Source organism: Alteracholeplasma palmae J233 (assembly GCF_000968055.1).
Taxonomy (GTDB): domain Bacteria; phylum Bacillota_I; class Bacilli_A; order Acholeplasmatales; family Acholeplasmataceae; genus Alteracholeplasma; species Alteracholeplasma palmae.
Map to the genome: position 1 here is coordinate 998484 of NC_022538.1, position 25864 is coordinate 1024347.

The 25864-nt window shown below is 28.8% G+C and carries 24 protein-coding genes; 1 reads left to right on the forward strand and 23 read right to left on the reverse strand.

Features of this window, described 5'->3' with window-relative positions:
• Positions 1-4: 4 nt before the first annotated feature.
• The 11 genes from BN854_RS04580 to tig form a co-directional block, all read right to left on the reverse strand.
• The gene (locus tag BN854_RS04580) at positions 5-457 is read right to left on the reverse strand and encodes a GNAT family N-acetyltransferase (protein ID WP_026659981.1); all 453 of its coding nucleotides are present in this window, start codon (positions 455-457) and stop codon (positions 5-7) included.
• A 4-nt stretch (positions 458-461) separates the two neighbouring features.
• Complete coding sequence (locus BN854_RS04585; protein ID WP_026659988.1) at positions 462-2003, reverse strand: glycoside hydrolase family 28 protein; 1542 nt, start codon at positions 2001-2003, stop codon at positions 462-464.
• 10 nt (positions 2004-2013) lie between these two features.
• Positions 2014-3009, reverse strand: coding sequence for an AEC family transporter (locus BN854_RS04590; RefSeq protein ID WP_026659998.1), 996 nt, complete (start codon positions 3007-3009; stop codon positions 2014-2016).
• A 251-nt stretch (positions 3010-3260) separates the two neighbouring features.
• Positions 3261-4760, reverse strand: coding sequence for a transposase (locus BN854_RS04595; protein ID WP_026653792.1), 1500 nt, complete (start codon positions 4758-4760; stop codon positions 3261-3263).
• A 100-nt stretch (positions 4761-4860) separates the two neighbouring features.
• Positions 4861-5811, reverse strand: a complete 951-nt coding sequence (locus BN854_RS04600) for an aspartate--ammonia ligase (protein WP_026660009.1) — start codon at positions 5809-5811, stop codon at positions 4861-4863.
• Between the two features lie 81 nt (positions 5812-5892).
• Complete coding sequence (locus BN854_RS04605; protein ID WP_026660013.1) at positions 5893-6528, reverse strand: NAD(P)-dependent oxidoreductase; 636 nt, start codon at positions 6526-6528, stop codon at positions 5893-5895.
• A gap of 9 nt (positions 6529-6537) precedes the next feature.
• Positions 6538-7473 carry an L-lactate dehydrogenase gene (locus BN854_RS04610; protein ID WP_026660019.1) on the reverse strand — a complete coding sequence of 312 codons (936 nt, stop codon included), beginning with the start codon at positions 7471-7473 and terminating at the stop codon, positions 6538-6540.
• A gap of 108 nt (positions 7474-7581) precedes the next feature.
• Positions 7582-8157, reverse strand: a complete 576-nt coding sequence (gene yihA / locus BN854_RS04615) for a ribosome biogenesis GTP-binding protein YihA/YsxC (protein WP_026660026.1) — start codon at positions 8155-8157, stop codon at positions 7582-7584.
• A gap of 11 nt (positions 8158-8168) precedes the next feature.
• Positions 8169-9092, reverse strand: a complete 924-nt coding sequence (locus tag BN854_RS04620; protein ID WP_026660030.1) for an alpha/beta hydrolase — start codon at positions 9090-9092, stop codon at positions 8169-8171.
• Between the two features lie 128 nt (positions 9093-9220).
• Complete coding sequence (gene lon, locus BN854_RS04625) at positions 9221-11533, reverse strand: endopeptidase La (protein ID WP_026660039.1); 2313 nt, start codon at positions 11531-11533, stop codon at positions 9221-9223.
• Positions 11534-11671: 138 nt separating this feature from the next.
• Positions 11672-12958, reverse strand: a complete 1287-nt coding sequence (gene tig, locus BN854_RS04630) for a trigger factor (protein ID WP_026660047.1) — start codon at positions 12956-12958, stop codon at positions 11672-11674.
• 129 nt (positions 12959-13087) lie between these two features.
• On the opposite strand from tig, the gene BN854_RS04635 reads away from it, so the two are divergent.
• On the forward strand, positions 13088-14209 hold the full coding sequence (locus BN854_RS04635; RefSeq protein WP_026660056.1) for a GNAT family N-acetyltransferase: 1122 nt from the start codon (positions 13088-13090) through the stop codon (positions 14207-14209).
• 55 nt (positions 14210-14264) lie between these two features.
• On the opposite strand, the gene BN854_RS04640 is transcribed toward BN854_RS04635, so the two are convergent.
• From BN854_RS04640 to BN854_RS04695, 12 genes are all read right to left on the reverse strand, one after another.
• Positions 14265-16685 carry an ABC transporter permease gene (locus tag BN854_RS04640; RefSeq protein ID WP_026660062.1) on the reverse strand — a complete coding sequence of 807 codons (2421 nt, stop codon included), beginning with the start codon at positions 16683-16685 and terminating at the stop codon, positions 14265-14267.
• A 4-nt stretch (positions 16686-16689) separates the two neighbouring features.
• Complete coding sequence (locus tag BN854_RS04645) at positions 16690-17388, reverse strand: ABC transporter ATP-binding protein (RefSeq protein ID WP_026660070.1); 699 nt, start codon at positions 17386-17388, stop codon at positions 16690-16692.
• A 1-nt stretch (position 17389) separates the two neighbouring features.
• Entirely contained in the window at positions 17390-17965 is a 576-nt protein-coding gene (locus BN854_RS04650; RefSeq protein ID WP_026660079.1) for an NUDIX hydrolase, read from the reverse strand.
• Positions 17962-18789, reverse strand: coding sequence for a glycosyltransferase family 8 protein (locus BN854_RS04655; RefSeq protein WP_084600841.1), 828 nt, complete (start codon positions 18787-18789; stop codon positions 17962-17964). Before BN854_RS04655 ends, BN854_RS04650 begins: the two co-directional genes overlap by 4 nt.
• Positions 18790-18836: 47 nt before the next feature.
• Complete coding sequence (locus BN854_RS04660) at positions 18837-19310, reverse strand: methylated-DNA--[protein]-cysteine S-methyltransferase (RefSeq protein ID WP_026660095.1); 474 nt, start codon at positions 19308-19310, stop codon at positions 18837-18839.
• Positions 19311-19347: 37 nt separating this feature from the next.
• Positions 19348-20277: a ketopantoate reductase family protein gene (locus tag BN854_RS04665; protein WP_026660103.1), complete on the reverse strand. Its 930-nt coding sequence runs from the start codon at positions 20275-20277 to the stop codon at positions 19348-19350.
• 210 nt (positions 20278-20487) lie between these two features.
• Positions 20488-21291, reverse strand: coding sequence for an AAC(3) family N-acetyltransferase (locus BN854_RS04670; RefSeq protein ID WP_026660111.1), 804 nt, complete (start codon positions 21289-21291; stop codon positions 20488-20490).
• 138 nt (positions 21292-21429) lie between these two features.
• On the reverse strand, positions 21430-23580 hold the full coding sequence (locus BN854_RS04675) for a polyribonucleotide nucleotidyltransferase (protein ID WP_026660121.1): 2151 nt from the start codon (positions 23578-23580) through the stop codon (positions 21430-21432).
• 90 nt (positions 23581-23670) lie between these two features.
• Complete coding sequence (locus BN854_RS04680; protein WP_026660130.1) at positions 23671-24132, reverse strand: 8-oxo-dGTP diphosphatase; 462 nt, start codon at positions 24130-24132, stop codon at positions 23671-23673.
• Between the two features lie 45 nt (positions 24133-24177).
• The gene (rpsO, locus tag BN854_RS04685; RefSeq protein ID WP_026660137.1) at positions 24178-24447 is read right to left on the reverse strand and encodes a 30S ribosomal protein S15; all 270 of its coding nucleotides are present in this window, start codon (positions 24445-24447) and stop codon (positions 24178-24180) included.
• Positions 24448-24599: 152 nt separating this feature from the next.
• On the reverse strand, positions 24600-24923 hold the full coding sequence (locus tag BN854_RS04690; RefSeq protein WP_026660150.1) for a cyclic-di-AMP receptor: 324 nt from the start codon (positions 24921-24923) through the stop codon (positions 24600-24602).
• Between the two features lie 25 nt (positions 24924-24948).
• Entirely contained in the window at positions 24949-25854 is a 906-nt protein-coding gene (locus BN854_RS04695; RefSeq protein WP_026660160.1) for a bifunctional riboflavin kinase/FAD synthetase, read from the reverse strand.
• Positions 25855-25864: the final 10 nt, after the last annotated feature.

A 25864-nucleotide genomic window follows, 5' to 3' on the forward strand; every position in this document is an offset into this window, starting at 1 on the left:
TTTGTCAATCGTTTAGTGGATATGACATGATAATCTCATGGTTATCCTCATCTTTATCCACTTCTATAAAGCCTAGAGTTTTTAAAAGATGTTCCATTTGAGTATTACCCTCAACATAATCAGCTGTTACATTTTCAAATTGAGCCATTTTTTTAGCTTTTTCAATTGTCTTTAGAATAACTTTTTTGCCATATCCTTTATTTTGATACTTCTTATCAATCATCATTCGCCAAATCAAAAATTCTTTTTCTTCTATATCTAAATCAATTAAAATAAACCCAACAATGATTTCATCTATAACGATTGCATAAGGGAAAACATCATTATTATGACGATATAAATAACATTCAGCAAGAGACTTTACATTAGATGAAACAAAATTTTTTTGAGACTCATTTACTTCTAATTTTAATACTTCATAAAAATTATCTTTATTGATTTCATCAAATCTTATCATTTTTTTAACTCTTATATTCTTCTTTAATAGGACCTACTTGTCCTTGCATAGTAATATTTTCTAATTTAACATTTTCTACGTTATAAAAAATTAGTCCTTTTTTAACAACAGTTTCAGCATCTTTCATCATAGCTGGTTCACCAGGTTTTGCATCTTTTTTAAAACTAAATTCTATATTTTCCATTTTGATCTCTTTTATAGGTTGTTCTGGCAAGCCATAAAAATAACCAGCTGCCCATTCACAATCAATTGCTTTCATATCATGAAAGTGGAAACTTCCAATAAATGGTGTTCTATCATCAATCGGTAATTTTTCTTTCGTAGATACATAATCATCCATTCCACCAGGACCCCACTTATAAAATGAGTCTACTACAAATGGAACTTTAACATTTTTCATTAAAATATTGCTAAAACTAATGCCATCGATGACAGCATATTTACCTCTGCCTCGTCTTGTCTTAATTCTTAATCCTCTATCTGTTGTGTCAAAGATACATTGGCAGACATCAAGATTTTTAACACCACCACTCATTTCACTACCTAAAACAACACCACCATGCCCATCTTTCATGTGACAATTTCTTATTGTTATATTTTGTGAGGGCGTTTGGTATTTCATGCCCATTTCAAATGTACCTGATTTAATGGCGATACAGTCGTCTCCAACTGAGATTGTTACACCAATAATATCTACTCCATCACAACTTTCAGGATCGCATCCATCTGTTGTTGGGGAATTTTTAGGACTTTCTAAATGCATTTGAATAAATCTAATATTTTTAGAAAAATAAGGGTGTAAATTCCAAGATGGTGTATTTTTTACAGTAATCCCTTGAATTTGAATATTTTCACAATGATTTAAAAAGATGCCTTTAGGTCTTCTAGCAATTCTTTTTGTTCTGTGATCTATCCACCAATCAGAGTTATGAGCATTTTCATCAATAATTCCTTTACCAATGATTTTAGCATTCTTAATAAAAAGTCCTGTAATAATACTTGCAAAAGTTTCTTCTGGTTGACCCTCCCAAGTTCCTAATATATATTCATCTTTTTGATTATTAAACATTAACTTATTTGGTAATATAGGATATTTTGTTCTATCTGTATTCCCTAAAAGTGTGGCATTTTCAGTTAATTCAATTGTGATATCATCTTTTAAGAAAAGAGGTCTAACATGATAAATACCTTCAGGAATAAGTATTCTTGAGTGTTTTGGTGCAGCGTGAATAGCAGTTTGGATAGCTAATGTATCATCATTAACGCCATCACCTATTGCATTAAAATCTTTAACATTTAAAGTAATTGATTCAAACTCAGTTTCAAAGTTTAAATTAGCTATTTTATTTGATTTTGATCTTAATGTTAAACTGTAATTTGTTTCAGGGTTAAGATTATATAATGAAAAAACATTTTTTTCTTCATTTTTAATTTTTAACTCATCATTTAAGTAAACATCAAATGATTCATCATTAAAATAAATATGTTTATTTTCTAACTCAAAGCTAGCACTCCTGCTAGATATAAATAATAAATTAACTTTCAATGTAATCTCCTTATAATAAATTAATATTTTTTAATACAACAATCGAAAAAAAGATGGTAAATACTGACATAATAGCGGTCCAAACAACAAGTTGTCCTGCTAATTTTTCATCATTATTCATTTCATAGGCCATAATTGCACTTGATACTGCCGCTGGAGCTCCAAATAATGCAATAAGTGATGGGAAAGCTTCAGCACCAAAATGTAATACACCAGTTTTAATGAGTAATACTGCTAAGCCTAATCCAATAAATGGTCCAATTAAGTTTCTATATAAACATCCATGAATAATGTGTTTTAACATCGGTCTTACATCACCAAACGTAAATCCAGCTCCTAATACAATTAAAGAAAGTGGAGATGATAATGAACCTAGTTGATCAAATGCTGTATAAACAAATTTCAAATCATTTTTGATTGTAAATCCATTAAACAATGGTCTAATTAAAAGTACGATAATCCCTAGAAAAACCCCTATAATCAGCGGGTTTTTAACTATTTTTAGTAATAATTCTTTCAAACTAATTCCTTTACCACTTTCATCTTTAATAAAGATAGTTAAAGAGACAACTGCTAGAATATTAAAAACAGGAATTGTAAAGGCAGCAACTAAAGCTGAAATTGCGATTGCATCGCTATTTCCATTGGCAATAAATATTACTAATGGCGTTCCAATAACTGCGTAATTAGATCTAAATATATCTTGTAGGATAACTCCTTTTTTTCTTGGATCTTTTGTAAATATTAAAACAGATGCAAGACCAATGATAAATAGTAAAATAATTACTAGAACTGAGTATAAAATAATTGACCAGTCAATAGATGCTAAACTACCTTTATAAATATTTAGAAAAAGCGCTACAGGTAGAGCAACTTTGAAAACTATTTTATTTCCTATTGTAATAAAATTTTCATTAATAAAATTAATTCTTTTTAAAAAATAGCCAAGTGCAATTAATAGCACTAAAGGCATGACTGCGTTTAACGCAAAAATTATGATATCCATGTTTTCTCCTCGTGTTTATTATGCTGAACCTCGTTTGTCATTCTTAACTATTATAACTTAAATTATAGATTTTATCAACCTGAGTAAAATAAAAGGAGCTGTAAAGAAATGAAGTAATTCACTACTTCAAGAACTTAACAGTTCTTTTTTTCTTATATCTACCGTGAACTATGTGGATAAAATCAAAAAACATCTACTTTTAGGCGTCAAAAAAGAAGATTCTATTAAAATCTTAAGTTTATTGTAGATATCTATTCTGTTATTCTATACTTTTTATTATGATATTTTCTCAAATTATACCCAATCGCTGTTAAATAAAACTCCATTTTAACATTATGAGTTAATCTTCGTCTAAATCTTCTTACTTTAAATGCTTCTTTAATCACTCCAAAGGCACCCTCAACTTGAATTGACCTTTGAACTCTTAATTCAATTCCTAATGGTGATGTAAGATTTTTAATAACCTCTTTTTGGTATGTAAGATTTTCATCATTAATCTCTTTACGCTTACCATTTGGTAATTCATATACATCATTACCTCGATTATTTCTATACAGATACTTTAAAGTATCTCCATTAGGTGTTAAATAATCATTACCTGATTTAGTAAGGTTAAATGGAAAATATGGATCTTTCATTCTTTTTTTGTCATGCGTATCTTTAGCATACATTGCATATTTTTGATAAAGCTCCATATCGTTTAGTTTTAAATAACGATAATTCGTTAATCCACCATATCCAGCATCCGCTACTGGATATTTTGGATAGAAGTCATAACTTTTCTTAAATCCTTCTAAAAAAGGAATCAAAGTTTTATAATCACTACGTTCTTTATAGATATCTAGATGTAGGATATATTCATTTGATACACCAATTTGTATATTATACCCTGGTTTTAATTGACTATTACGCATATGATCTTCTTTCATATGCATAAAAGTCGCGTCTATATCTGTTTTAGCATATGAGTTTCTATCATTACCCATAATCTTTAAATGTCTTTCATACTCTACAAGTTTAGCTAAATATTCTAAGATATGTTCATAATCTCTTTGTAAAGTAGTTTTTCTTTGACCTTTACCATATTTAAACTCTATTAATTCCCTATCTATCTCATTAAGTAGAAAGTCTTTGATGCTATTTAAATTATCAGTGTTATATGTTTCATGTATTGGAAAGAAGATATCTGAGTCTTCATATCTTTTATTTAAGGATTCTATCTGTTTGGTTATTTTTTTATATAACTTATCTCTAAACTTTTCAATAGAACCACGCCATGTAAAACTATATTTATTAGCCACCGATTCTATTTTAGTACCATCTATATATAATTTATCTGTATCAATAGATTCTTTTTTTATTAAGTACTTACTTAGTTCATAAAAGATTTCATCTATTCCTTTAACTAAGTATTTATCCATAAAGGTTTTTATTGTTTGATGACTTGGCATTAATTCATCTGTAAGCCACATGATTCTAATATCATTTTTAGCAGCTTTTGCCATATCTCTTAAAGATTGAATCTTTTCCATTTGACAAAACATGATCAGTTTTAACATTTGAACCGGATTATAACCCATACGACCTCTTGGGTCTTTTGAGCTATTTAAGTATTTTTTTATCTCCAATTTTCTAAATACTTCATCAAATGTACGAACTTCACTATCAAAAGGAATTTTTATGTCTAATTGTAGTGGTAATTTTAACTGTTTTGGGTTAAAATTATGTTGTATATTTTGTTGTGTTTGCATACTATAATTATACCAAAAAACCGCCCTAGGATTCTAGAGCGGCTTTTTTGTTTTATAGACTGTTACTTTTATTTCGTTACAGTCCCTTCTGTTTGATGTCTTACTTTTCTAATTTTAAATGTTTATATTTTTCTACTTCTTCTTTTGGCCAATAAGAGTTTTGTACTTCTCCAATATGTTCTTTATCTAAAAAATACATACACATTCTAGATTGTCCAATTCCACCACCTATTGTATAACAGCTAACTTCATTTAAAATATTCTGATGGTATCTTGATGATAATTCTTTATTTTTGATACTTGCTTGTCTTAAAAGCGATGCTTTATCCACTCTAATTCCCATAGATGAAAGTTCTAAAGCTATATCTAACTTTTCATAGTACACTAATAAATCACCATTTAAGGTCCAATCATCATAGTCATAACTTCTAACATCATGGCTTATGCCACTTTTTAACTTATCTCCTATACCAATAATAAATACTGTTGTTTTTTCTTTAGTTATTTTATATTCTCTTTCTTTAGAAGTTAGATTAGGATATAAATCTTCTAATTCTTGACTTGTAATAAAAAAGATTTCAGAATTAAGTTTTTTCTTAATGTTAAAATTTGTTTCAAGATACTTGCTTGTTTCTAAAAAAGACTGATATATTTTTTTTACGATACTTTTTAAAAATGAAATAGTTCGATCTTTTTTATCAATATGTAGTTCCCAGTCCCATTGATCAACATAAATAGAATGGATGGCATCTATATCATCATCTTTTCTAATGGCATTCATATCAGTATAGAGCCCTTTATATAAAGGTATATTATATAATTCAATCGCATGTCTTTTCCACTTAGCTAATGAATGAATAATCTCTAATTTTTCGCCTGAAACTTCAAATGTCACTGGTTGTTCTAAACCACTTAATTCATCATTTAGTTTATCTTTACTTTTTAAAAAGACGGGTGCTGTTACACGATATAAGTTCAAATTTTTACTTAGTGAAGATTCAAAAAAATCTTTTATTTCTTTAATATATAATTCTGTTTCTAATAATGTCATAATGCCACCTTATAAAAATAAGCACCCTATGGATGCTTATGCATATTTATATTCTATTATAGATGTTTCCTTTTGTCAATTTTACTTATAACCTAAAGTAAATCTCTTTTGTTTATATTTTGGATTTTCTATTTCTAATATGACAGCTTCTGCTAAATCTTGTGTGCTAATTCTACTAACGTCCTTACTATCAACAATTAAGGTATTTTCACCAATAGCATAATTGCCAGTTTTAACAGTATCAATTACTTCTGCAGCAGGAGCTAGGTAAGTCCAATCAAAACTCTTATCATCTTTGATTAACTCATAAAGTTTTCTAGTGCCTTCAAGGGCATCTTTCCATGGTGCAGGGAAAAAGCCTTCAACAACTGGTGTACCGTCAGCTAGATCAAGATTAGTTGATCCACCAATGATAATTAACCTTTTGTTTAATTCTTTTGCCAATTTAATGATAATTTCGTATCCTTCTAAATATCTGTTAACTGGATCAACATGATACCATCCTGGATGATATGCTGAAACAATAACATCTACATCTTTAAGAATTTTTTTAAGTTTAGTAGGTTCAAAAATAGTTTGTTGAAATCCTTTTAGATTCTTATCTTTTTTTATCTGGCTAGCTCTAGTAATAGCTACTACTTCATGATTTTTTAGCAACGCTTCATCTCTAATTTTAGATCCAATAAAGCCGTTTGCTCCAATAATTGCAATTTTCATAATTACTCCTTACTGTAGATTAGATTTATTAATAATATCTTTAATGATTTTAGCAGAGTTTTTAAAAGCAGTTAATTCTTCTTCTGCTAAAGGTATTTCTATAATTTCTTCTATACCATTTTCACCAATAATACTAGGAACACTTAAGTAAATATCATCTGTACCATAATGTCCTTCAAGGTAAGATGAAGTTGTTAGAATCGATTTTTCATCTCTTAAAATAGCAGTACAAATTCTAGTAACAGCAACCGCTACAGCATAATTTGTAAATCCTTTTCTCTTAATAATTTCATAGGCTGCATGTTTTACTTCATCGGTAATTCTTTGCTCAAAATCAATTTCACAATTACCTTCTTTAGCACAATATTCATCTAAAGTTAACCCACCAACGTTAGCTCTACTCCAAACAGCAATTTCGCTATCACCATGTTCTCCAATAATATTGGCATGAACATTTCTTGAATCAATGAAAAACTCTCTTGCAAGAGCAGATCTAAATCTAGCAGTATCTAATACTGTTCCTGATCCAATGACTCTATTTTTAGGAAAACCTGATAGTTTATATGTAATATATGTCAAAATATCTACGGGATTTGATACAACAAGTAAGATAGCATTAGGATTGTATTTTGCTATTTCTGGAATAAGCGTATTATAAATAGCAATATTTTTATTGACTAAATCTAGTCTAGTTTCTCCTGGTTTTTGTGCTAACCCTGCAGTAATAATAACAATATCTGAATCTTTAGTATCTGAAACTTCTCCTGCTTTTATCTCAACTGGCGCAACCAAACTAGTTCCATGGAAAATATCCATTACTTCCCCTTCAGCGCGATCTTTGTTAATATCAACTAAAACAATATCTGATGCCACTTTATTCAACATTATACTGAATGCTGTTGCTGCACCTACTGCTCCAGCACCTATAATTGAAATTTTACTCATAATGAAAAACCTCCGTTTCGTATACTATTATTTTATCATAATCAGAACTTATTAAAAAGAAAAAGGCCTTTTGTAAGCCTTTTAATTCTAATTATTTTTATTTTTTACTTATTCTAATGTTAAAATCATCTCTTGATATACTTTATCATAACCATCCTTTGTTTGACTTGATGTGATAAATATTTTTTCTGGTTGATTCATCTTATCTTTAATCATTTTTTCATGTTTGCTTCTTAAACTAGATTTTACTTTATCTTTCTTAGTTACTATAACAGAAACATCAAATCCACCTTCTAAAAGAGCATCATACATTTCTAAGTCATCTTCTGTTGGACCTACTTTAAAGTCGATAAATTGGAATACTTTCTTTAAGTTAGGTGATAATTCTAAGTAAGCTAATAACATTTGAATAAAAGTTTGTTGTAAAGATTTACTTCTTCTAGCATAACCATAGCCAGGTGCATCCACCAAATAAAAACTATTATCCATCATATAGTAATTTAAAGTAATTGTTTTTCCAGGTGTAGCAGATACCCTTGCAATTGATTTTCTATTTGCGATGCCGTTAATAAAGGAACTTTTCCCTACATTACTTCTTCCAACTAATACAATTTCAGGTAAATTTGTATCTGGCGCATCTTTAATATCTGTAATACTTTTAATAAATTCAGCGTGTTTAATCATTTTTACTCCATTCATAGGCCAACTAGCATATTATGAATTCTTTCTTGGTATTCATCTTTCTTTAAAACATATGCTCCTAAATGGGGACAATCTTCGATATACCATACATCAGGTATAATTTTCATATGCTTCTGAATCTTTTTAATATGTTTTGACTTAACTATTTTATCATTTAATCCTGAAATTAACAGTGTTTTTGTAGAAATATTTTCTACTTTATCTAAAATGTTTATGTCATTTACATAAAAGCCTAGTCTTTTTTTGGCAATTCGTCCAATAAATAGGGTGAATAAAAATGTAATTGGTTGAACAATATATGGGATATTATCTTTCATATTATCCTTTAATCGTCCATAAGGAGAGTCAGCTATTATCCCAGAAACAGGATAAACACTGCCTATCCATAAAGCAATAACAGATCCCATTGAACATCCGTGAACATAAACTTGGTAATCATGTTCAGCTCTTAGACTTTGTATTAAATTAATAATATACTTATGATCATAATAACCAAAATTAATGTATTCTGAATCTGATTGACCGTGACCAAGTAGTTCTACTAATAAGACATCTACATTTTCTTTTTCATAGTAATAGTTCGCCATACTATTAAGTTGTTTTTTGTTTGCCCGATAGCCATGGATTAAAACAACCAGTTGAGATGATTTTTTTTCATGACCGATATAAAATGCATTGGCATTTCCAAACTTTGTTTCAATCCAAAGATGTTCTTTAGTGATATTTTCTAACCATGCAGCATTTTCTTTTTCTAAAACTTGCATAATTTTTATATCAGGTTGTAATCTTTTAGGAATTAACTTGTCTGAATTAGAACTTACATCTCTACCAAATATAAGTTTGAACAGAATCTGTGAAGTAATAAAAAATGCTAATAAACTGACTAATATACCTACGGTTACATAAATTGCTGTCATAATTGCTTAATATTCCTCCGTTGTGTTTATTAGTCTTATTATAAGACAAATTATTTTTTTTTCAAAATATTTGAATATGAAAAAAGATACAATTATATTTTTATTATAATCGTATCTATCATTTTCAGTTAGACAAATGCTTTACCAAATACGTCATTTACGTTTTCTACTGGAATAATTTCTAAGACATTTCTTACTTCTTCTGGAATATCTTCAATGTCTCTTACATTATCTTTTGGAATTAAAATAGTATTTAGACCACTTCTATGTGCAGCGATTGCTTTTTCTTTTAATCCACCAATTGGTAAGACATAACCTCTTAGTGTAATTTCACCAGTCATTCCTAAATCTTTTCTGACATATTTATGGCTAACGGCTGACATAATAGCAGTTGCCATAGTAATACCTGCAGATGGACCGTCTTTTGGAATTGCACCTTCTGGCACGTGAACGTGGAAATCATTTTCATTAAATATTTGAGAATCAATATTAAATTCTGCAGCATGTGATTTTACAAAGCTTAGTGCTGTAATTGCACTTTCTTTCATCACATCGCCTAATTTACCGGTTAAAACAAGTTGTCCTTTACCTTTGTAATAAGTAACTTCAACTGGTAATGTGTCTCCACCAAATGCTGTATAAGCTAATCCGGTTGCTACACCAATTTGTTGTTTTTCATCAGCTAAGTTATGAACAAATCTTGGTTTTCCAATATAATTTTCAATGTTTTGTCTAGTAATTCCAACTGATGTTGCTTTTTTCATTAAGATTTCTTTAACAACTTTTCTAATAAGAGCACCAATGTATCTATTTAATTCACGAACACCAGCTTCTCTTGTGTAGTGTCTAACAATAAAGTATAAACTTTCTTCATCAATTGTAAATTCCTTTTCAGTGATTCCGTGAGCTTTTAATTGTTTTTTCAATAAGTGTTGTCTTGCGATTTCTACTTTTTCATGTTCTGTGTATGAACTTAATTCAACAATTTCCATTCTATCTCTTAATGGAGCTGGAACGTTTTCAAGGTAATTTGCAGTTGTAATAAATAATACTTGAGATAAATCGTAAGATTCTTCTAAATAGTGGTCACTAAATTTAGAATTTTGTTCTGGATCTAGAACTTCTAACATAGCTGAAGCTGGATCTCCTTTGTAATCAGATGCCATTTTATCAATTTCATCTAATAAAAATACTGGATTAACTGTTCCTGCATCTTTCATTCCTTTTAGAATTCTACCAGGCATAGCTCCAACATAAGTACGTCTGTGTCCTCTTATTTCAGATTCATCTTTAACTCCACCAAGAGATTGTTTAACAAACTTACGTCCTAAACTTTCAGCAATTGATGTAGCTAATGAAGTTTTACCTACTCCTGGAGGCCCTGCAAGACATAAAATGGTTTGTGGATTTTTACCAGTCATCATTTTAACTGCTAAGTATTCAATAATTCTATCTTTAACTTTTTCTAGTCCATAGTGATTTTCATCTAATTTTTGTTGAACTTTTTCTAAATCATTTAAATCCTTACTTGCTTTTTTCCATGGTAATGCAACTAAAAAATCCAAATAAGTTTTAATAATTGTTGATTCTGCCATAGCAGATGGAGTAGATTGATATCTTGATAACTCTTGTAAAGCTTTTTCCTCAATTTCTTTAGGCATCTTAGCTTTTTTAATTTGTTCTCTTAATTCTTCAATTTCGTCTTCTTTTTTAGCTTTGTCACCTAATTCATTTTGAATAGCACGCATTTTTTCTCTTAAGTAGTACTCTTTTTGACTTTCATCAATAGAGCGCTTAACATCTTCATTAATACGTTGTTCTAAATCAGCAATCATAGCTTGTTTATGGATATCTTCTAAAATAAGTTTTAATCTAACATTTAAATTAAGTTCACTTAAGTATTTATATTTTTCTTGATCTGCTATTTTAAGATTATAAGCAATCATATCAGCAACTTTATCTGATGTAAGACCGTTTTGAATTTGTTCTATGACAGTTGATCCATTTTGTAACATTTGACTTGGGTTATTAACTAACTCTTGTGCAATCATCTTCACTAAAGTTAATTCCTCATCAACATCACCTTGTATAGTTTGGACTTCTTCATAGTCAGCCACAAAATATGGATCAGTTAAAAAGTATTCTTTTACTTTAACACGTGAAACAATATTAAATTTAACTTTATAATTATTATTAGGAAGTTTAATTTTCATTGCTACTTTGGCTAAAACTCCATAAGCTTCAATATCCTCAATAGTTGGATTTTCAATTAGTGGATTTTTTTGTACTAAAACTAGTACATACGATCCAAATCCTTTTTCAGCTTCTTCTACTGCTTTTAGGGATAATTTACGGCCTACTTCAATTCTAAAATCATTATTTGGTATTGGTACAACGCCACGCACTACAACAGCCGGTAAACTTTTTTGTATTTCTTCCATGTTTTCACATCCCTTCGACTTTCTAGTTACTATTATAGCATGTTATAAATAATTTGCAATCAATATGATAGAGTGCCAATTACTTTTTTTGCTATTTTTGTAAAAATAAGGGAACAATTAAGTTCCCTTTAAGTTTTATTACTTTTGAACTGCTGAATCAACCATAAAGTCTACTGCTTTTTGGAAAACAACATCTCTTTCAACTAGGTCATTTGTTACATATTTTTTAATTTCTTCAAGTGACATATTATATTGATTAGCAAGACTTTCGTATCTTTCACTTAATTCTTGTTCTGTTGCTTTTAAAGCTTCTTTTTTACCAACAGCTTCAATTACTAATGATTGATTAACGCGTTTTGTCGCTTGTTCTAATGCTTGTTGTTCAAATATTTCTTTTGTTAATCCAGATAATTGAATAAATGTATCTAAATCTAATTGATATTGTTTAGCTTGTGCTTCAACATTTTGTTTGAAGTAATCAATTTCAGTATCAATCATTTCTTTTGGAACATCTACTTTAGCATTAGCAACTGCTTTATCAATTACTTCATCAATTAATTGATTTTTCGCTTGTGCAGCTTTATTAGTTTCTAATGATTTTCTGATTTCTGCATTTAATGCTTCAACAGTTTCTACATTTGGACGGTTTAAAGTTTTAACCCATTCATCTGTAAGTTCAGCACCTTTTTTAACTTTAATTTCATGTAAAGTTACTTTAAATACTGCTTTTTTACCTGCTAAATTTTCTGCATGGTATTCTGTAGGGAATGTTACATCAACATCTTTACTAGCACCTACTTCTAAGCCAACCATTCCTTCTTCAAATCCTGGAATAAATTGACCTGATCCGATTTCTAAACTAAAGTTTTCTGCTTTACCACCATCAAATGCTTCACCATCTACAAATCCTTCAAAATCAAAAATTGCAGTGTCTCCATTTTCAAGGCTACCAGTTTCTTTTACTTCTAAGACTGCGTTTTGTTCTAATAAAGCTTTAACTTCTTTTTCAACATCAGCATCTGTTACAGTTGCATCGACTTTAGCAACTTCTAACCCTTTATATTGTCCTAATTCAACTTCTGGTTTAATTGCTACTTCTAATGCAAAGCTAAATGATTCTTCACGTTTAATACTTGCAAAGTCTAAGTCAACAACTTGAGGTTGTCCAACAACTTCGATTTCTTTATTGCTTAATACTTCATCAAATTTATGACCAATTACATGGTTTAAAGCATCTTCATATAAACTTTCAACACCAAATTTTTGTTCAAATATATTTCTTGGAACGTGACCTTTTCTAAATCCTTTTACTTCTACAGTTTCTTTTGCATGGTCAAATGCATGGTCTAAACCGTGTTCAAATTCTGCTGGTGTAACATCAAATGTTACTTTAACACGGTTATTACTTATTTTTTCTAATTTCATCAAATGAATCCTCCTTGTATATTTACGTTTTTAATTATAACATAGTTTTTAAAAGAAAAAAGAAATATATTCCTAAAACTTCAAAACTAATGATATAATAGTTAGAGAGACAATAAATGAGGGCATTTTATGTATAAAATAATTGAAGTAACAAACAAAAGATTAGGAAAAAAGTTTACTGATTTTCCAAATATCTTGTATAAAAACAACGAAAACTATGTACCTGCACTAAGTGCAGATGAAAATACTGTTTTCAATCCAAAGAAAAATCCAGTACATGAGTATTGTGAAAGTATTAGATTTCTTGCGTTAGATGAAAATAATAAAATTGTTGGAAGAATTGCAGGCATCATTAACCATAAGTTTAATGATGCTAAAAATGAGAAAGTATTACGTTTTTCTAGATTAGATATGATAGATGATATCAAAGTCACTGAACTTTTATTTGATACCGTTATAAAATGGGGTAAAGCTAAAGGGATGTCAACAATCATAGGACCTATTGGTTTTACAGACTTAGACCTTCAAGGTCTTTTAGTAGAAGGATTCAATGAATTTGGTTCTTTTATTACTATTTATAATGATTCATATTATATGCACCATCTTGAAAGACTTGGTTTTGTAAAAGATGTTGACTGGCTTGAAAAGAAAATTAAATGGCCAACTGAAGTGCCTGAAAAAATAAAAAAAGGTGCTGAAATTGTACAAAAGCGTTATGGCTATAGAGTTGTTAAACCTACTTCTAGAAAAGATGCTTTAATCAAAGCTGATATCGCTTTTGGCGTATATAATAAGGCTTTTAATGACTTATATGGTTTCTTCCCAATTTCTGAAAAAGTAAAACACTACTATCTTAAACAAGTAGCGCTCATTTTACAATTAGATTATATTTGGTTTATTTATGATAAAACAGATGAAATTGTAGGGTTTGGTGTCATGATGCCATCGCTTGCTGCAGCTAGCAAAAAAAATAATGGTAAGCTTATTCCATTTGGCTGGCTAAGAATCTTAAAAGCACTTAAAAAGCATGATGTAATTGATTTTTACTTTATTGCAGTTGATCCAAAACACCAAGGAAAAGGTGTAGCAACACTTATTTTAAATGATGGTATTATTGTTGGAAATAAACACAATGTTAAATATGCCGAAACTGGTCCTGAATTAGAAGAAAATCATGCAATACATGCACAGTGGAAAGCATTTGATGTCGATGAACATAAAAGACGTCGCTGTTATAAAAAAGCTATGTAAAAAAAATTAAGACTATACTTAGATTAATTCTAAATATAGTCTTTTTTTATGATATTTAATCAAATGATTTCAAACTAGTCAGCATATCTATTTTACCAATTCTAGTTGACATTAATAAATTAATAATAAGATTGAGTCCAAATGTGATACCTCCAGATAATAGATAACTACTTAAATATACTGTTCTGTCAAACATAACAATATCTACTTCTGCTGAAACAATAATATAAATAGATAAAATATAACCAAAAACTGATCCAACAAGAATACTGAGCAAACTTGTAATAATATTTTCTCTTATCACATAAGCAACAAGTTCTTTCTGATAAAAGCCTAGTACTTTTAGAGTAGCTAGTTCTTTACTTCTTTCTGCCAAAGTCATAGAAACTAATGTAACAATCACAAAGGTTGCTAATAACATTGCAGAAATAATGACTACTAAGATAACTACATTTAATGATTCCATTTGTTTTTCATAAAGTTCTAACATCTCTTTTGTTCTCGCAATAGAGACAACACTTGGTGTGTTTAATAAATCTTTTGTTACTGTTTCATTATCAAATTTATCATCTATTTTTATAAATATTGTATTTAAAAGAGGTGTTTCTTTTGTTACTTCTTTATAATAATCAAGGCTCATAAAACCATAGTGATATAAATAGTTTTCACTTATACCTTTTACTTTAAGTGAGACAACTTTATTGTTAATCGTTAGTTCAAAGTTATCTTGTACTTTTAGTTTTAATAGATTAGCCATTTTTTGGGTAATGATGATACCCTCATCATTTGTTTGGCTTGTTAAATTTTGGGTAATCATTTCAGTTAAAGGCACTTCTTTTTCATCAGGTGTAGGTGCTTTTAAATCTACATAAATAACAACTGGATTAATTGCTTGATTAGTCATAAAATTAGTTGTAAAAGCATATACTGGATTATAACTATCGATATATTCTTTGTTATTTAATGCATTTTTTAGATTTGATTCTTCTACATTTAAAGTATTAATTCTAAAATCATATTGTTCAATTTCATAGAATTGTTTTTTTGGAATTGCATTAACTGATTCTCTTAATGAGAAACCTGTCATAATTAATCCCATACATCCAGCAAGTCCTAGTAACATCATTAAAAATCGTGATTTTGACCTGAATAAATTTCTAAAAGAAACTTTATATAAAAAACTAAGGCGATTCCAAATAAAGCCAACTTTTTCTAATAAAATACGTTTTCCTGCTTTAGGGGTTTTCATTCTTAATAACTCTGAAGTCTTAACAGCTGCCAAAGTATAACCTTTGATATAGGCAATCACTACACTTGAAAAAATCGCTATGATTGTTGGAAAGACTAAAAAAGTTATTTCAAATGATATGATAATATCTGGCATTTCATAAAGAATTCTATAAGCGTCATAAATAATCTTAGGAAGAATGATATACCCTAGTATAGATCCCATAATAAGTCCTAAAATAAGAGATAATAAAGGAATAGGTATAAATCTCATTGCAATCTTATTTGAACTATATCCAAGTGATTTATAAATACCACTTTGGTTTCTTTCCTCATCTACCATTCTAGTAACCGAATTAAAAGTAACAAGTGCAGCTACTAAGAAAAATATTAATGGAAAAACTGTTCCGATTGCTGTAATGCGGTCTGAATCATCATAAAAAGCTGAATAACCTATGATTTTACTTGTTCTAGGTTGAACTAAATAAGTATCATCTTTATTTTGTTTTTCTAATTCTTCTTTATATTGATTAATAGCCAACTGATAATCATTCTCATAACTTTTTTCTTTAGTTAAATTAGAATATTTAAGTCTAATATCTGTATAAAACTTTCCTAAAGGCTTAAATAATTCTTCATTCAAATTACCTTCAGGCATATAAATATACCCTGATAGCTTACCATCTAATAAATCAGTGGTACCTCTATCTACATTAATAAATAATGCTGAGTGTATAAACCCAGAAACTTTAAATTCCTTTTCTTCAAAAATGACGATATCAGTTCCTAAAAAGGTCATTTGTTTAGTTTTAATTTTTATAGAATCATTTAATTTAATATTGTGTACTAAAGCATATTGATTATCTAATAAGATTTCATTTTTTGATCCCGGTACTTTTCCTTCAAGTAATACAGTATCATTTTTTGTTACTTCATTAATTTCAATTAAGGTTACTACATCTTCATATTCGCTAATAAAATCAAGTTGAAAGATTCCTGTTGCCTCTATTGTCTCATTTTGAAATTTTTCTATATCACTTTTAAAGAAAGGAAAGCTTGTGGCTTTTAAGTTTAAATCAAATAGATTGCTTTCTTTATAATAGGTATCTCCTGTTTGTTTCATGTTATATCCAGTAACAGAAATACCTATATAAAAACCAACTCCTAAAGCTAAAATAAGAGCTATAGATAAAATAAGCAGGCTTCTTTTCTTAATCATTCTAAAAACATCTTTTAAATAAGATTTCATGATATCACCACGCAATATCTTTAATATCTTTTGGTTCTTGGGTTACTTGAGAAAAAACTTTACCATTAACAATTCTAATCACTCTATCAGCAAGTTCAGCAATCACTTGGTTATGAGTAATAACAATCACCGTCATTTGTTCTTCTTTTGCCAATTGCTTTAATAAGAGTAAAACAGTTTTACCAGTATTTGTATCAAGGGCACCAGTTGGTTCATCGCATAATAGTAATTTAGGATTTTTAGCAACAGCACGAGCGATTGCTACTCTTTGTTGTTCTCCACCTGATAACTGAGCAGGAAAATTATTCATTCTGTCAGACAGTCCAACTATTTTTAATACATCTTTAGGTCTTTTCGCATTTGGAGAGATTTGGGTAGCTAGTTCTACATTTTCTAGTGCTGTTAGATTTTGAATTAAATTATAATTTTGAAAAACAAATCCAACATCTTCTCTTCTATATTGTGTTAAAGTCTTTTCTTTTTTCTTATTAATGATCACTTCATCTATGATAATACTACCACTTGTTAATTCATCCATACCACCTAATATATTAAGTAAAGTAGTTTTACCTGCTCCAGAAGGCCCTAAAATAACTACAAACTCGCCTTTATTAATAGTAAAATCAACACCATTTAAGGCATTAATTTCTATTTGCCCAACTTTATAACTTTTTTTAATCTCTTTAGCATCTATGTAAGCCATATTATCCCTCCAATGCCTTATTCTTTAATCTATTAATGACAGTAATAGCCTTTTGATATATGATTAACATTTTTTCTTCTCTTACTTGAGTTAAAAAATCTGGTATTTTAATCCATTTAATATCACTATTTTCATCTGGTTTGATTGCTATTTCTTCACTTTCATCGGCTTCAAAAAAATAAGTTAAATTCATATGGATATGTTTCTTAATAAACTTTCCACTTTTATAATGATCATCTACTTGTATATTATCTAACATGAGTGGTTTTTCTGATAATAGTTTGATATTTTTAAGATTACTTTCTTCTAATGCTTCTTTTTGAGCTACTCTTAAAAAATCTGAATCCCCATCACAATGTCCACCAAGCCAAGACCATGATTGAAAAATAAGATGATAAGCAAATAAAACTTTAGTTTTATCTTTATTAAGAATAATGGCAGAGGAAGTAAAGTGTGCTTTTTCATTAGTTCTATAAAAAGCATCTTCATTGTTTTCTAAAAATTTGATCATTACTTCTTTATCTTCTGCTTCTTGTTTATTTGTAGGAACATAACTATTAAGTATGTTTGATGTCATATAGTTTCAACCAACTTTTTTCTATAATTTTCATAGAAGAAATAATATTCTGATAAGATTCCTTTATATTTTTCATTCCATGGTTTATTTTTACCGTAATAATGAATGATACATGAATTTTTATTTACCCAATCTAAATCTATTTTATTTGCTTTTCCAAAATTATGTTTCATTAATGCTCTATCACTTAAATTATATAATAAATGATCAACAAGCTTAACTTTATTGCCATAAAGTGCATTTAAGACGTCTTGATCTGGTAAAAATAGTGTTTTATCATGCTTGATAATGTATTCATTTAAAAGGTCGATATCTTGATTTTTTCTTAAACCTTCAACATTAATCAATAAAACTCCAGTATTAAGGTAGTGTGAATCATACGTTGCTTTATTTTTTATATTATTAAATTTTGTTAGTGCTTTTTTTATATTTGTTGAACCAATAAAAAACTTATCTTCAAAATTAAGTTTATATAGATGTCTTAAATTTTTTATAACAATAGTATCAACATCTAAGTATAAAATTCTATCTACATCATCTTTCAAATAGCACTTAGCAAAGAGTCGATAATAGATTTCTTGTGGGTATCTATAAGTTGTTTTTGCATTTTCTAGAACGTCATTAGTGTAGGAATAAAATGTATACTTATAATGTCCTGATAATTCTTTTTTAAGTATTTCTAAGTCTTCTTCTACAATATCATTACTAACAATATGAAAATGCATCTGGTCATTTTTATGATGCTTTCCAATCGATAATAAGCATGTAAATAGAAGATTGATGTATTTTTTGTTTAAAGTAAATAAGATATTCAATGTGTTCATTCTCCCCGTACTATTTTACTATTTGATCTAAAAATTTATTTATTTATTTATTTATTTAATGATTCCAATTCTAAAAAGTGTTGCTTATTTTCTATTCCTGAACTAAAGCCACCTAATTTTTTATTCTTATATAAAATTCTGTGACATGGAACAACTAATAATAAAGGGTTTTTACCAATGGCATTTGCTGCAGCTCTTACCTTATTTTTATCTCCAAGAGACTCAGCTATTGTTTGGTAAGATGTAGTTGTTCCATATGGAATTTTAAGTAATTCATTCCAAACATTTTTTTGAAAATCGGTTCCAATCATATGGATTTTAAAGGTAAATTCTTTTCTTTTCCCTAATAAATATTCATTTAATTGTTGGATTACTTCTTTGAATTGTGTTAAATCTGTTGTTTTTATACTTTCTTTAAATTCTTTTTCAACAGGGGTTAATATATCGATATATGTAATTCCAACTGAATCTTTTGCTATATAAAAAGTATAGTTATGAATCTTTGTTTCTATATGTATCATTTAAACTCCTTATGAAAAAATACCCTTAAAGGATATTTTATTTATTTGATTGAATAAACTCTTTTGCGTGAATTAAATAAGTGATTAATTCACATACAGGTGTTTTGATACCATTTTTTCTACCAAGATCAGCAATCGCACCATTGAGATAATCAATTTCAGTTAATCGTTTATTTTTCATGTCTTGGTATAAAGAAGGGTAATGATTTCTTTTATTTCCTGTAAATAAATTAGTAATGATAGTTTCTACATAATTTCTATCATAATCTATGCCCTCTTTAATCGCAACAGCTTGTATTTCATCAAGAATTAATTGAGTTATCTTGTCATGATCAGAAAAATCACCATACCCACCAATATTTGTATCAATGAGTGTTGTCATTGTATTAATAACACAATTTAAGGATACTTTATGCCAAATTGAACTAAATACTTTTTTTGATAATTCTGAGAATAGTTCTGCTTGATTTAAAACTTCAATGATTTCATTTTTCTTTTTATCATCTGAGTCTTCTAGTAGCATTAATTCAATTAAGCCGCTGCCATGTCCAATTACATTTCCTGGTCCATTTAATCCAGCAGAAAATCTGGTTGCCCCTAAAAAGATATGTTTTTTATCAAGATAATTGACAAGCACTTTATCATGCCCTAATCCATTTAAAAGGCATAAAATATAAGTATCTTTTGTAATAACTTTTTTAATACTTTGAAGCATGCTATCTAGTTGCATTGATTTTGTAAATAAAATAATAAAATCAAAAGTGCCCTCTACTTCTTCAGGGTAGGCAATTGGTATATTAAATTGGCCTAAGTATTGTCCATCTTGAGTGACTGAAAGACCATCTTTTCTAATTTTTTCAACATGTTCTTTCCATGTATCTACTAATAAAACATCGTTTCCACTTTTTTGAAGCATATAACCAAATCTTGATCCCATTGCTCCAGCACCGGCTACTAATATTTTCATAATTTCAACTCCTAATCTATCTTAATTATACACTATATTGTAACTATTGTGATAGTTTAGTTTACTTACACTATCATATAAGTTAGTATTTAGTTCTAAAAAACAATAGCTTTAACATAGTATTTTAAATTTTATTAGTAAGAAAAGACCCTATAATTATTTAAAAACCACCTATTCCTAGATGGTCAAATACTGTTAAAAGTTCTTGTTTTATTTATCTAAATAGCCTACTGCAAAATCAACTATTTTTTTAAATTGATATAGCTTTGTCTCAGCTAAGCCAAGCGTGATAGTATTTACTTTATGTTTTTTTAAAAATTCAGTCTCAATTTCTACAAATTGATCGCTATCATATGCTTTATCTTCGTATGTAACCCATTGTCTTTTATTGTCTATGTTCATAGCACATCCTGAAGTTTCTTTAACTTTATATTTAGTTGAAAGAGCTTCTGCTAAGTGTAATGATGTATTTGTAGTAGCATCTGTTCCTATCATGAGTATTTTAACATCATCTAAGTTATAAAGGGCTCCAAGAGGTGTTTGCATACCAAATTTTGGAGTTAAAACGTGTGTCTTTACTATTTTCTTTGCATGAAATCCAAAAGCTGCAAATGAAACTTGAGGATGGCTTGATCTTTCAGTACCAGGGTAATTTCTAATATATTCTGCAAATTTCCCCATACTTCTAGTAGGAGTAGTCTTTTTATCATATGCTGGAATTAATTCTCTTATTTTATCATGCCAAGATTCAGGGACAGCTGGATTTTGCCAATTTTTAGGATCTGAATTATCCATTGTTTGTGTAGGTACTATGATTGTCCCTAAAGCACCTACTACTTTTAAGATTGCTTTAAATAAAGTTTCTATACCGCCTATAACATATCCAATTTTTGATAATGAGGCATGTACGATAACAGTGTCACCTTGATAAAGTCCTAGTTTTTTTAAAGATTCAACAAGCGTGTCAATTGTTTGAGGTTCACTTGTATTTTTAATCATTTCATTTAATATCATATCTGATTTTATACTAAAAATAGTATATTCCTTCCATGTTTATATATTAACTATTGTACTTGAATTTTTTAAGATTGCAAATAACAATATACTTAAATCTATAAAAAAGAGTGCTATGAGCACTCTAATTTATCTATTTTATTTTTTGTCTAAAGCATCTTTTCTTGATAAATCAATTCTTCCTTTTTCATCAATCTTAATGCATTTAACTAATACAACATCACCAATAGAAACAACATCTTCAACTTTCTCAACACGTTCGTTAGCAAGTTTTGATATATGAATTAATCCTTCAGTTCCTGGCCATAATTCAGCGAAAGCACCAGCAGATTTTCCTTGTTTATCCATTAATAATCTTGTAATTTTAGCTTCATATATTTCTCCAACTTTAGCTTCTTTAATTAAGTTTTGAATATATTCTGCTGTATCTTTAATAATTTGAGAATTTGAATGCATGATAAATACTCTACCATCTTGTTCAATATCAATTTTAACATTGTCATGATCTTCAATAATTTGAGTAATGATTTTACCACCTGCACCAATAATATCACGAATTTTATCTGGGTTAACTTTAATCATCTTAACTTTAGGTGCGTATTCTGATAATTCAGGTCTTACTTCACTGATTGTTTCTAACATATGATTTAAAATGTGTAATCTGCCTTTTTTAGCTTGTTCTAATGCTTCTTTTAAGATTTCTTTTGTAATTCCTGAGATTTTGATATCCATTTGTAAAGCAGTAATACCATCTTTAGTACCAGCTACTTTAAAATCCATATCTCCTTCATGGTCTTCCATACCTTGAATATCTGTTAAGATTGTATAGTTTTTACCATCCATAATAAGTCCCATAGCAATTCCTGCAACTGGAGCCTTAATTGGAACACCTGCAGCCATTAATGCCATTGTTCCTGAACAGATGGTTGCTTGTGATGAAGAACCATTAGATTCTAAGATTTCTGATACAATACGAATTGAGTATGGGAAATCTTCTTCACTAGGTAATACTTGTAATAATGCTCTTTCACCTAGGGCACCATGTCCAATTTCACGACGTCCAGGAGCACCATAACGCCCTGTTTCTCCAACTGAGAAAGGAGGGAAGTTATAATGTAACATAAATCTTTTAGTTCCTTCTTCACCAAGTCCATCAATAATTTGATTTTCACCTAAAGATCCTAAAGTTACTACACCTAAACTTTGGGTTTGACCTCTAGTAAATAATGCAGAACCATGTGTTCTTGGTAATAAATCAACTTTTGATGTTAATTGTCTGATTTCATCAACTTTACGTCCATCAGGTCTTACTTTATCTTCAGTGATTAAGCGTCTTACTTCTTTTGTAACGATTGCATCAACAACTCTAGCAACTTGGCTTAAATATGAACTTTGAGCTTCACTATCAAATACTTTTACTCCATCAATGTCTTTGAAGAAAGATTTTTTGCCAAATTCATCTATTGCTTCTGCTTTTAATTTATCTATTGCTTCATATCTTTCAAGTTTATCAAAGATTGAAACAGCTTTAACTAATGATTTTTCATATTTAGATGATACTAATTGACTAATTGTTTCATCAATTTGGAATAAATCTGGTGTCACTTTTGTAGGGTTAATCGCTTTGATTAATTCTTCTTGGAATTCACACATTTTTTTAATTTCTTCATGTCCAAAAAGAATAGCTTCTAACATAATTTCTTCACTAATTTCTTTAGCACCAGCTTCAACCATATTAATAGCTGTTTTAGTTCCAGCGATAATTAATTCTAAATCTGATTTTTCTAATTGTTCAGGAGTTGGGTTAATAACAAATTCGTTATCAATTCTACCAACAGTAACACCAGCAATTGGTCCTAAAAATGGGATATCAGAAATACATAAAGCTACTGATGAACCAATAATAGATGCCATTTCACTTGGATTTACTGCATCACTACTTAATACAGTATTTACAACTTGAACTTCATTTCTAAAACCTTCTTCAAAAAGTGGTCTAATTGGTCTATCAATTAGTCTTGATGTAAGTGTTTCATGTTCAGAAGGTCTACCTTCTCTTCTTAAAAATCCACCTGGGATTTTACCAGCTGCATATAATTTTTCTTGGTATATAACCATCAATGGGAAAAAATCTGCTGTACTTGCAACATTTTTTGAAACAGCTGTACTTAAAACAACTGTATCTCCATAATAAATTAATGCTGATCCGTTTGCTTGTTTAGCAACTTCACCAATTTCAACTCTTAATGGTCTACCACCAAAAGTTGTTTCGAAAATTTTCTTTTCCATATAAAATCTCCTTCATTTTATATTCATATTTTTGTATTTTTATTACCTATTACATATTACCACAGTTTAAAGAAAAAAGATATATAAACTTTATGAATTTATATATCTCCATTTGTTATCTATTTCATCAAAATAATTAAAATTTTCGCTCAATTCTTCTTTATTAAAAATTTCATATAATTCATGAAAATCTGGAACTGCTTGATACTTTTCTAAATCGTTTTTATTAATCCAAAATACTTTTCCTTCATTTGAACTTTGAAGTTCTCCTTCAAATTCATTTGTTTTGTATAAGAAAACAATATAGCGGTATTCTTTATTTTTACTTGTAAACTGTTTCATACCACATATTCTAGGGTTTTTAATTGTCAGACCTGTTTCTTCAAATACTTCTCTTATAACAGATTGGTTAAATGATTCATCTTTTTCGACATGTCCTCCAGGAAAAGTGAGTCCTTTCCAATTTGGGTCTATTCTATCTAAAACTAATATTTCATCACCTTTGTATACCATACACATGTTTGTTAAAATACATTTTTCAGTTCTATCCATTTTCAATAACCTTTCTTTAGAAAAAAAGACTTGAATATCAAGTCTTTATCTACGTAATCCTAATTTTGCAATTAATTCTTGGTAACGTGTAACATCTGAGTTACGTAAGTATTTAAGTAGATTACGTCTGTGACCAATCTTCATAAATAAACCACGTTTAGAGTGGAAATCATGAATATGATTTTGTAAGTGAGCGTTTAAATCGTTGATTTCACTTGTTAAAATAGCGATTTGAACTTCTGGTGAACCAGTGTCTCCTTCAAAACGTGCATATTCTTTGATAATTGCTTGTTTAGCTTCTTTAGATAATGCCATTGTATTTCCTCCATTGTCTCATTTAACTGAAGATAAGCATGCATGGCATGATGCTTTCCTCGTTAACGACTATTAATATTTTATCATAATATCATATTTTGTCAATAAACATTATTAAAAATTAAAAAGACGAATCATCGTCTTTATATTTATTATAATTTAATGAATTGATCCACGTTTAAAATAAACACTGTTGCCCCACCAATTGATACTTCAATTGGTAAAGAAGAAAATGCACCAAATTCGTTAACAATTGTATTTGGAACTATTTTAGAACGCTTTTTACTATGTTTTTCAATAACATCTAAAACTTCAGGTACTTTTTCATCATTAACACCAATAATGAATGTTGCGTTACCTTCTCTTAAGAAGTTACCTTTGGTTGCGAGTCTAGTTGCAAAAAATTTTTCTTTTACTAATCCTTTTTGAACTTTACTTGCATCATCATTTGAAACTACTGCTAATACTAATTTCATAATATCACCTCATATTGTTATTATATCATATGTTCTTTTTTTTGTTAATTATTTTTGTTTGTAGGATATCATCATTAATTTGTTTAATTAATTCTTCTTTACTAGAAAACTTCAATTCAGTTCTCAAATAGTTGATAAATTTAACTTCTATTGCTTTACCGTAGATATTTTCATTAAAATCATGAATAAAAACTTCTAATCGCTTCTTTTTTACATTATTAAGCGTGGGATTATATCCAAGGCTTGCTGTCCCTACATATTCTTTATTATCAATTACCACTTTAACGTAGTAAACACCTATTTTAGGTAGATAATAGTTTTTATAGTCAACATTAGCCGTTGGAAAGCCAATAGTTCTTCCTACTTTATCCCCATGTTCAATAATGCCTTTAATACTATATTCATGACCTAAAGCTTCTTTTACTTCATCAAGTTTTCCATTATCTAATAATTGTTTGATATACGTTGTTGAAATTTTATTTAAATTAACATTATAATCTTCTAAAAGTACAACATCAAAATGGTTAAGCAAATCTAAATATGTGCCTGCACCTTTATGTCCAAATTTAGCATCTTTACCAACAACTACACGTTTAACATTGTATTTTTTAAGTAACTCTATAAATTGCTCTTTCGTTAGACTTGAAAAATCACTGTCAAATTTAAGTAAAAAAAGATAATCTATTCCATATTCTGAAAAAATTTGTTTTTTATCATCGCTAGTAGTTAATCTAGGCTCATCAGTTTTTTTAAAAAAATCAATCGGATGTGGATCAAAAGTCATCAAAGCGTGTTGAGTATCCTTAAAAGATATAACTGTTTGAATCATTTTTTGATGTCCTAAATGAACACCGTCAAAATTACCAATAGCAAGTGTTAATTCCGGATTTGAGAAAGCTGGATTAAGTTCAAGTTTATTAATTATTTTCATTTTATACCTT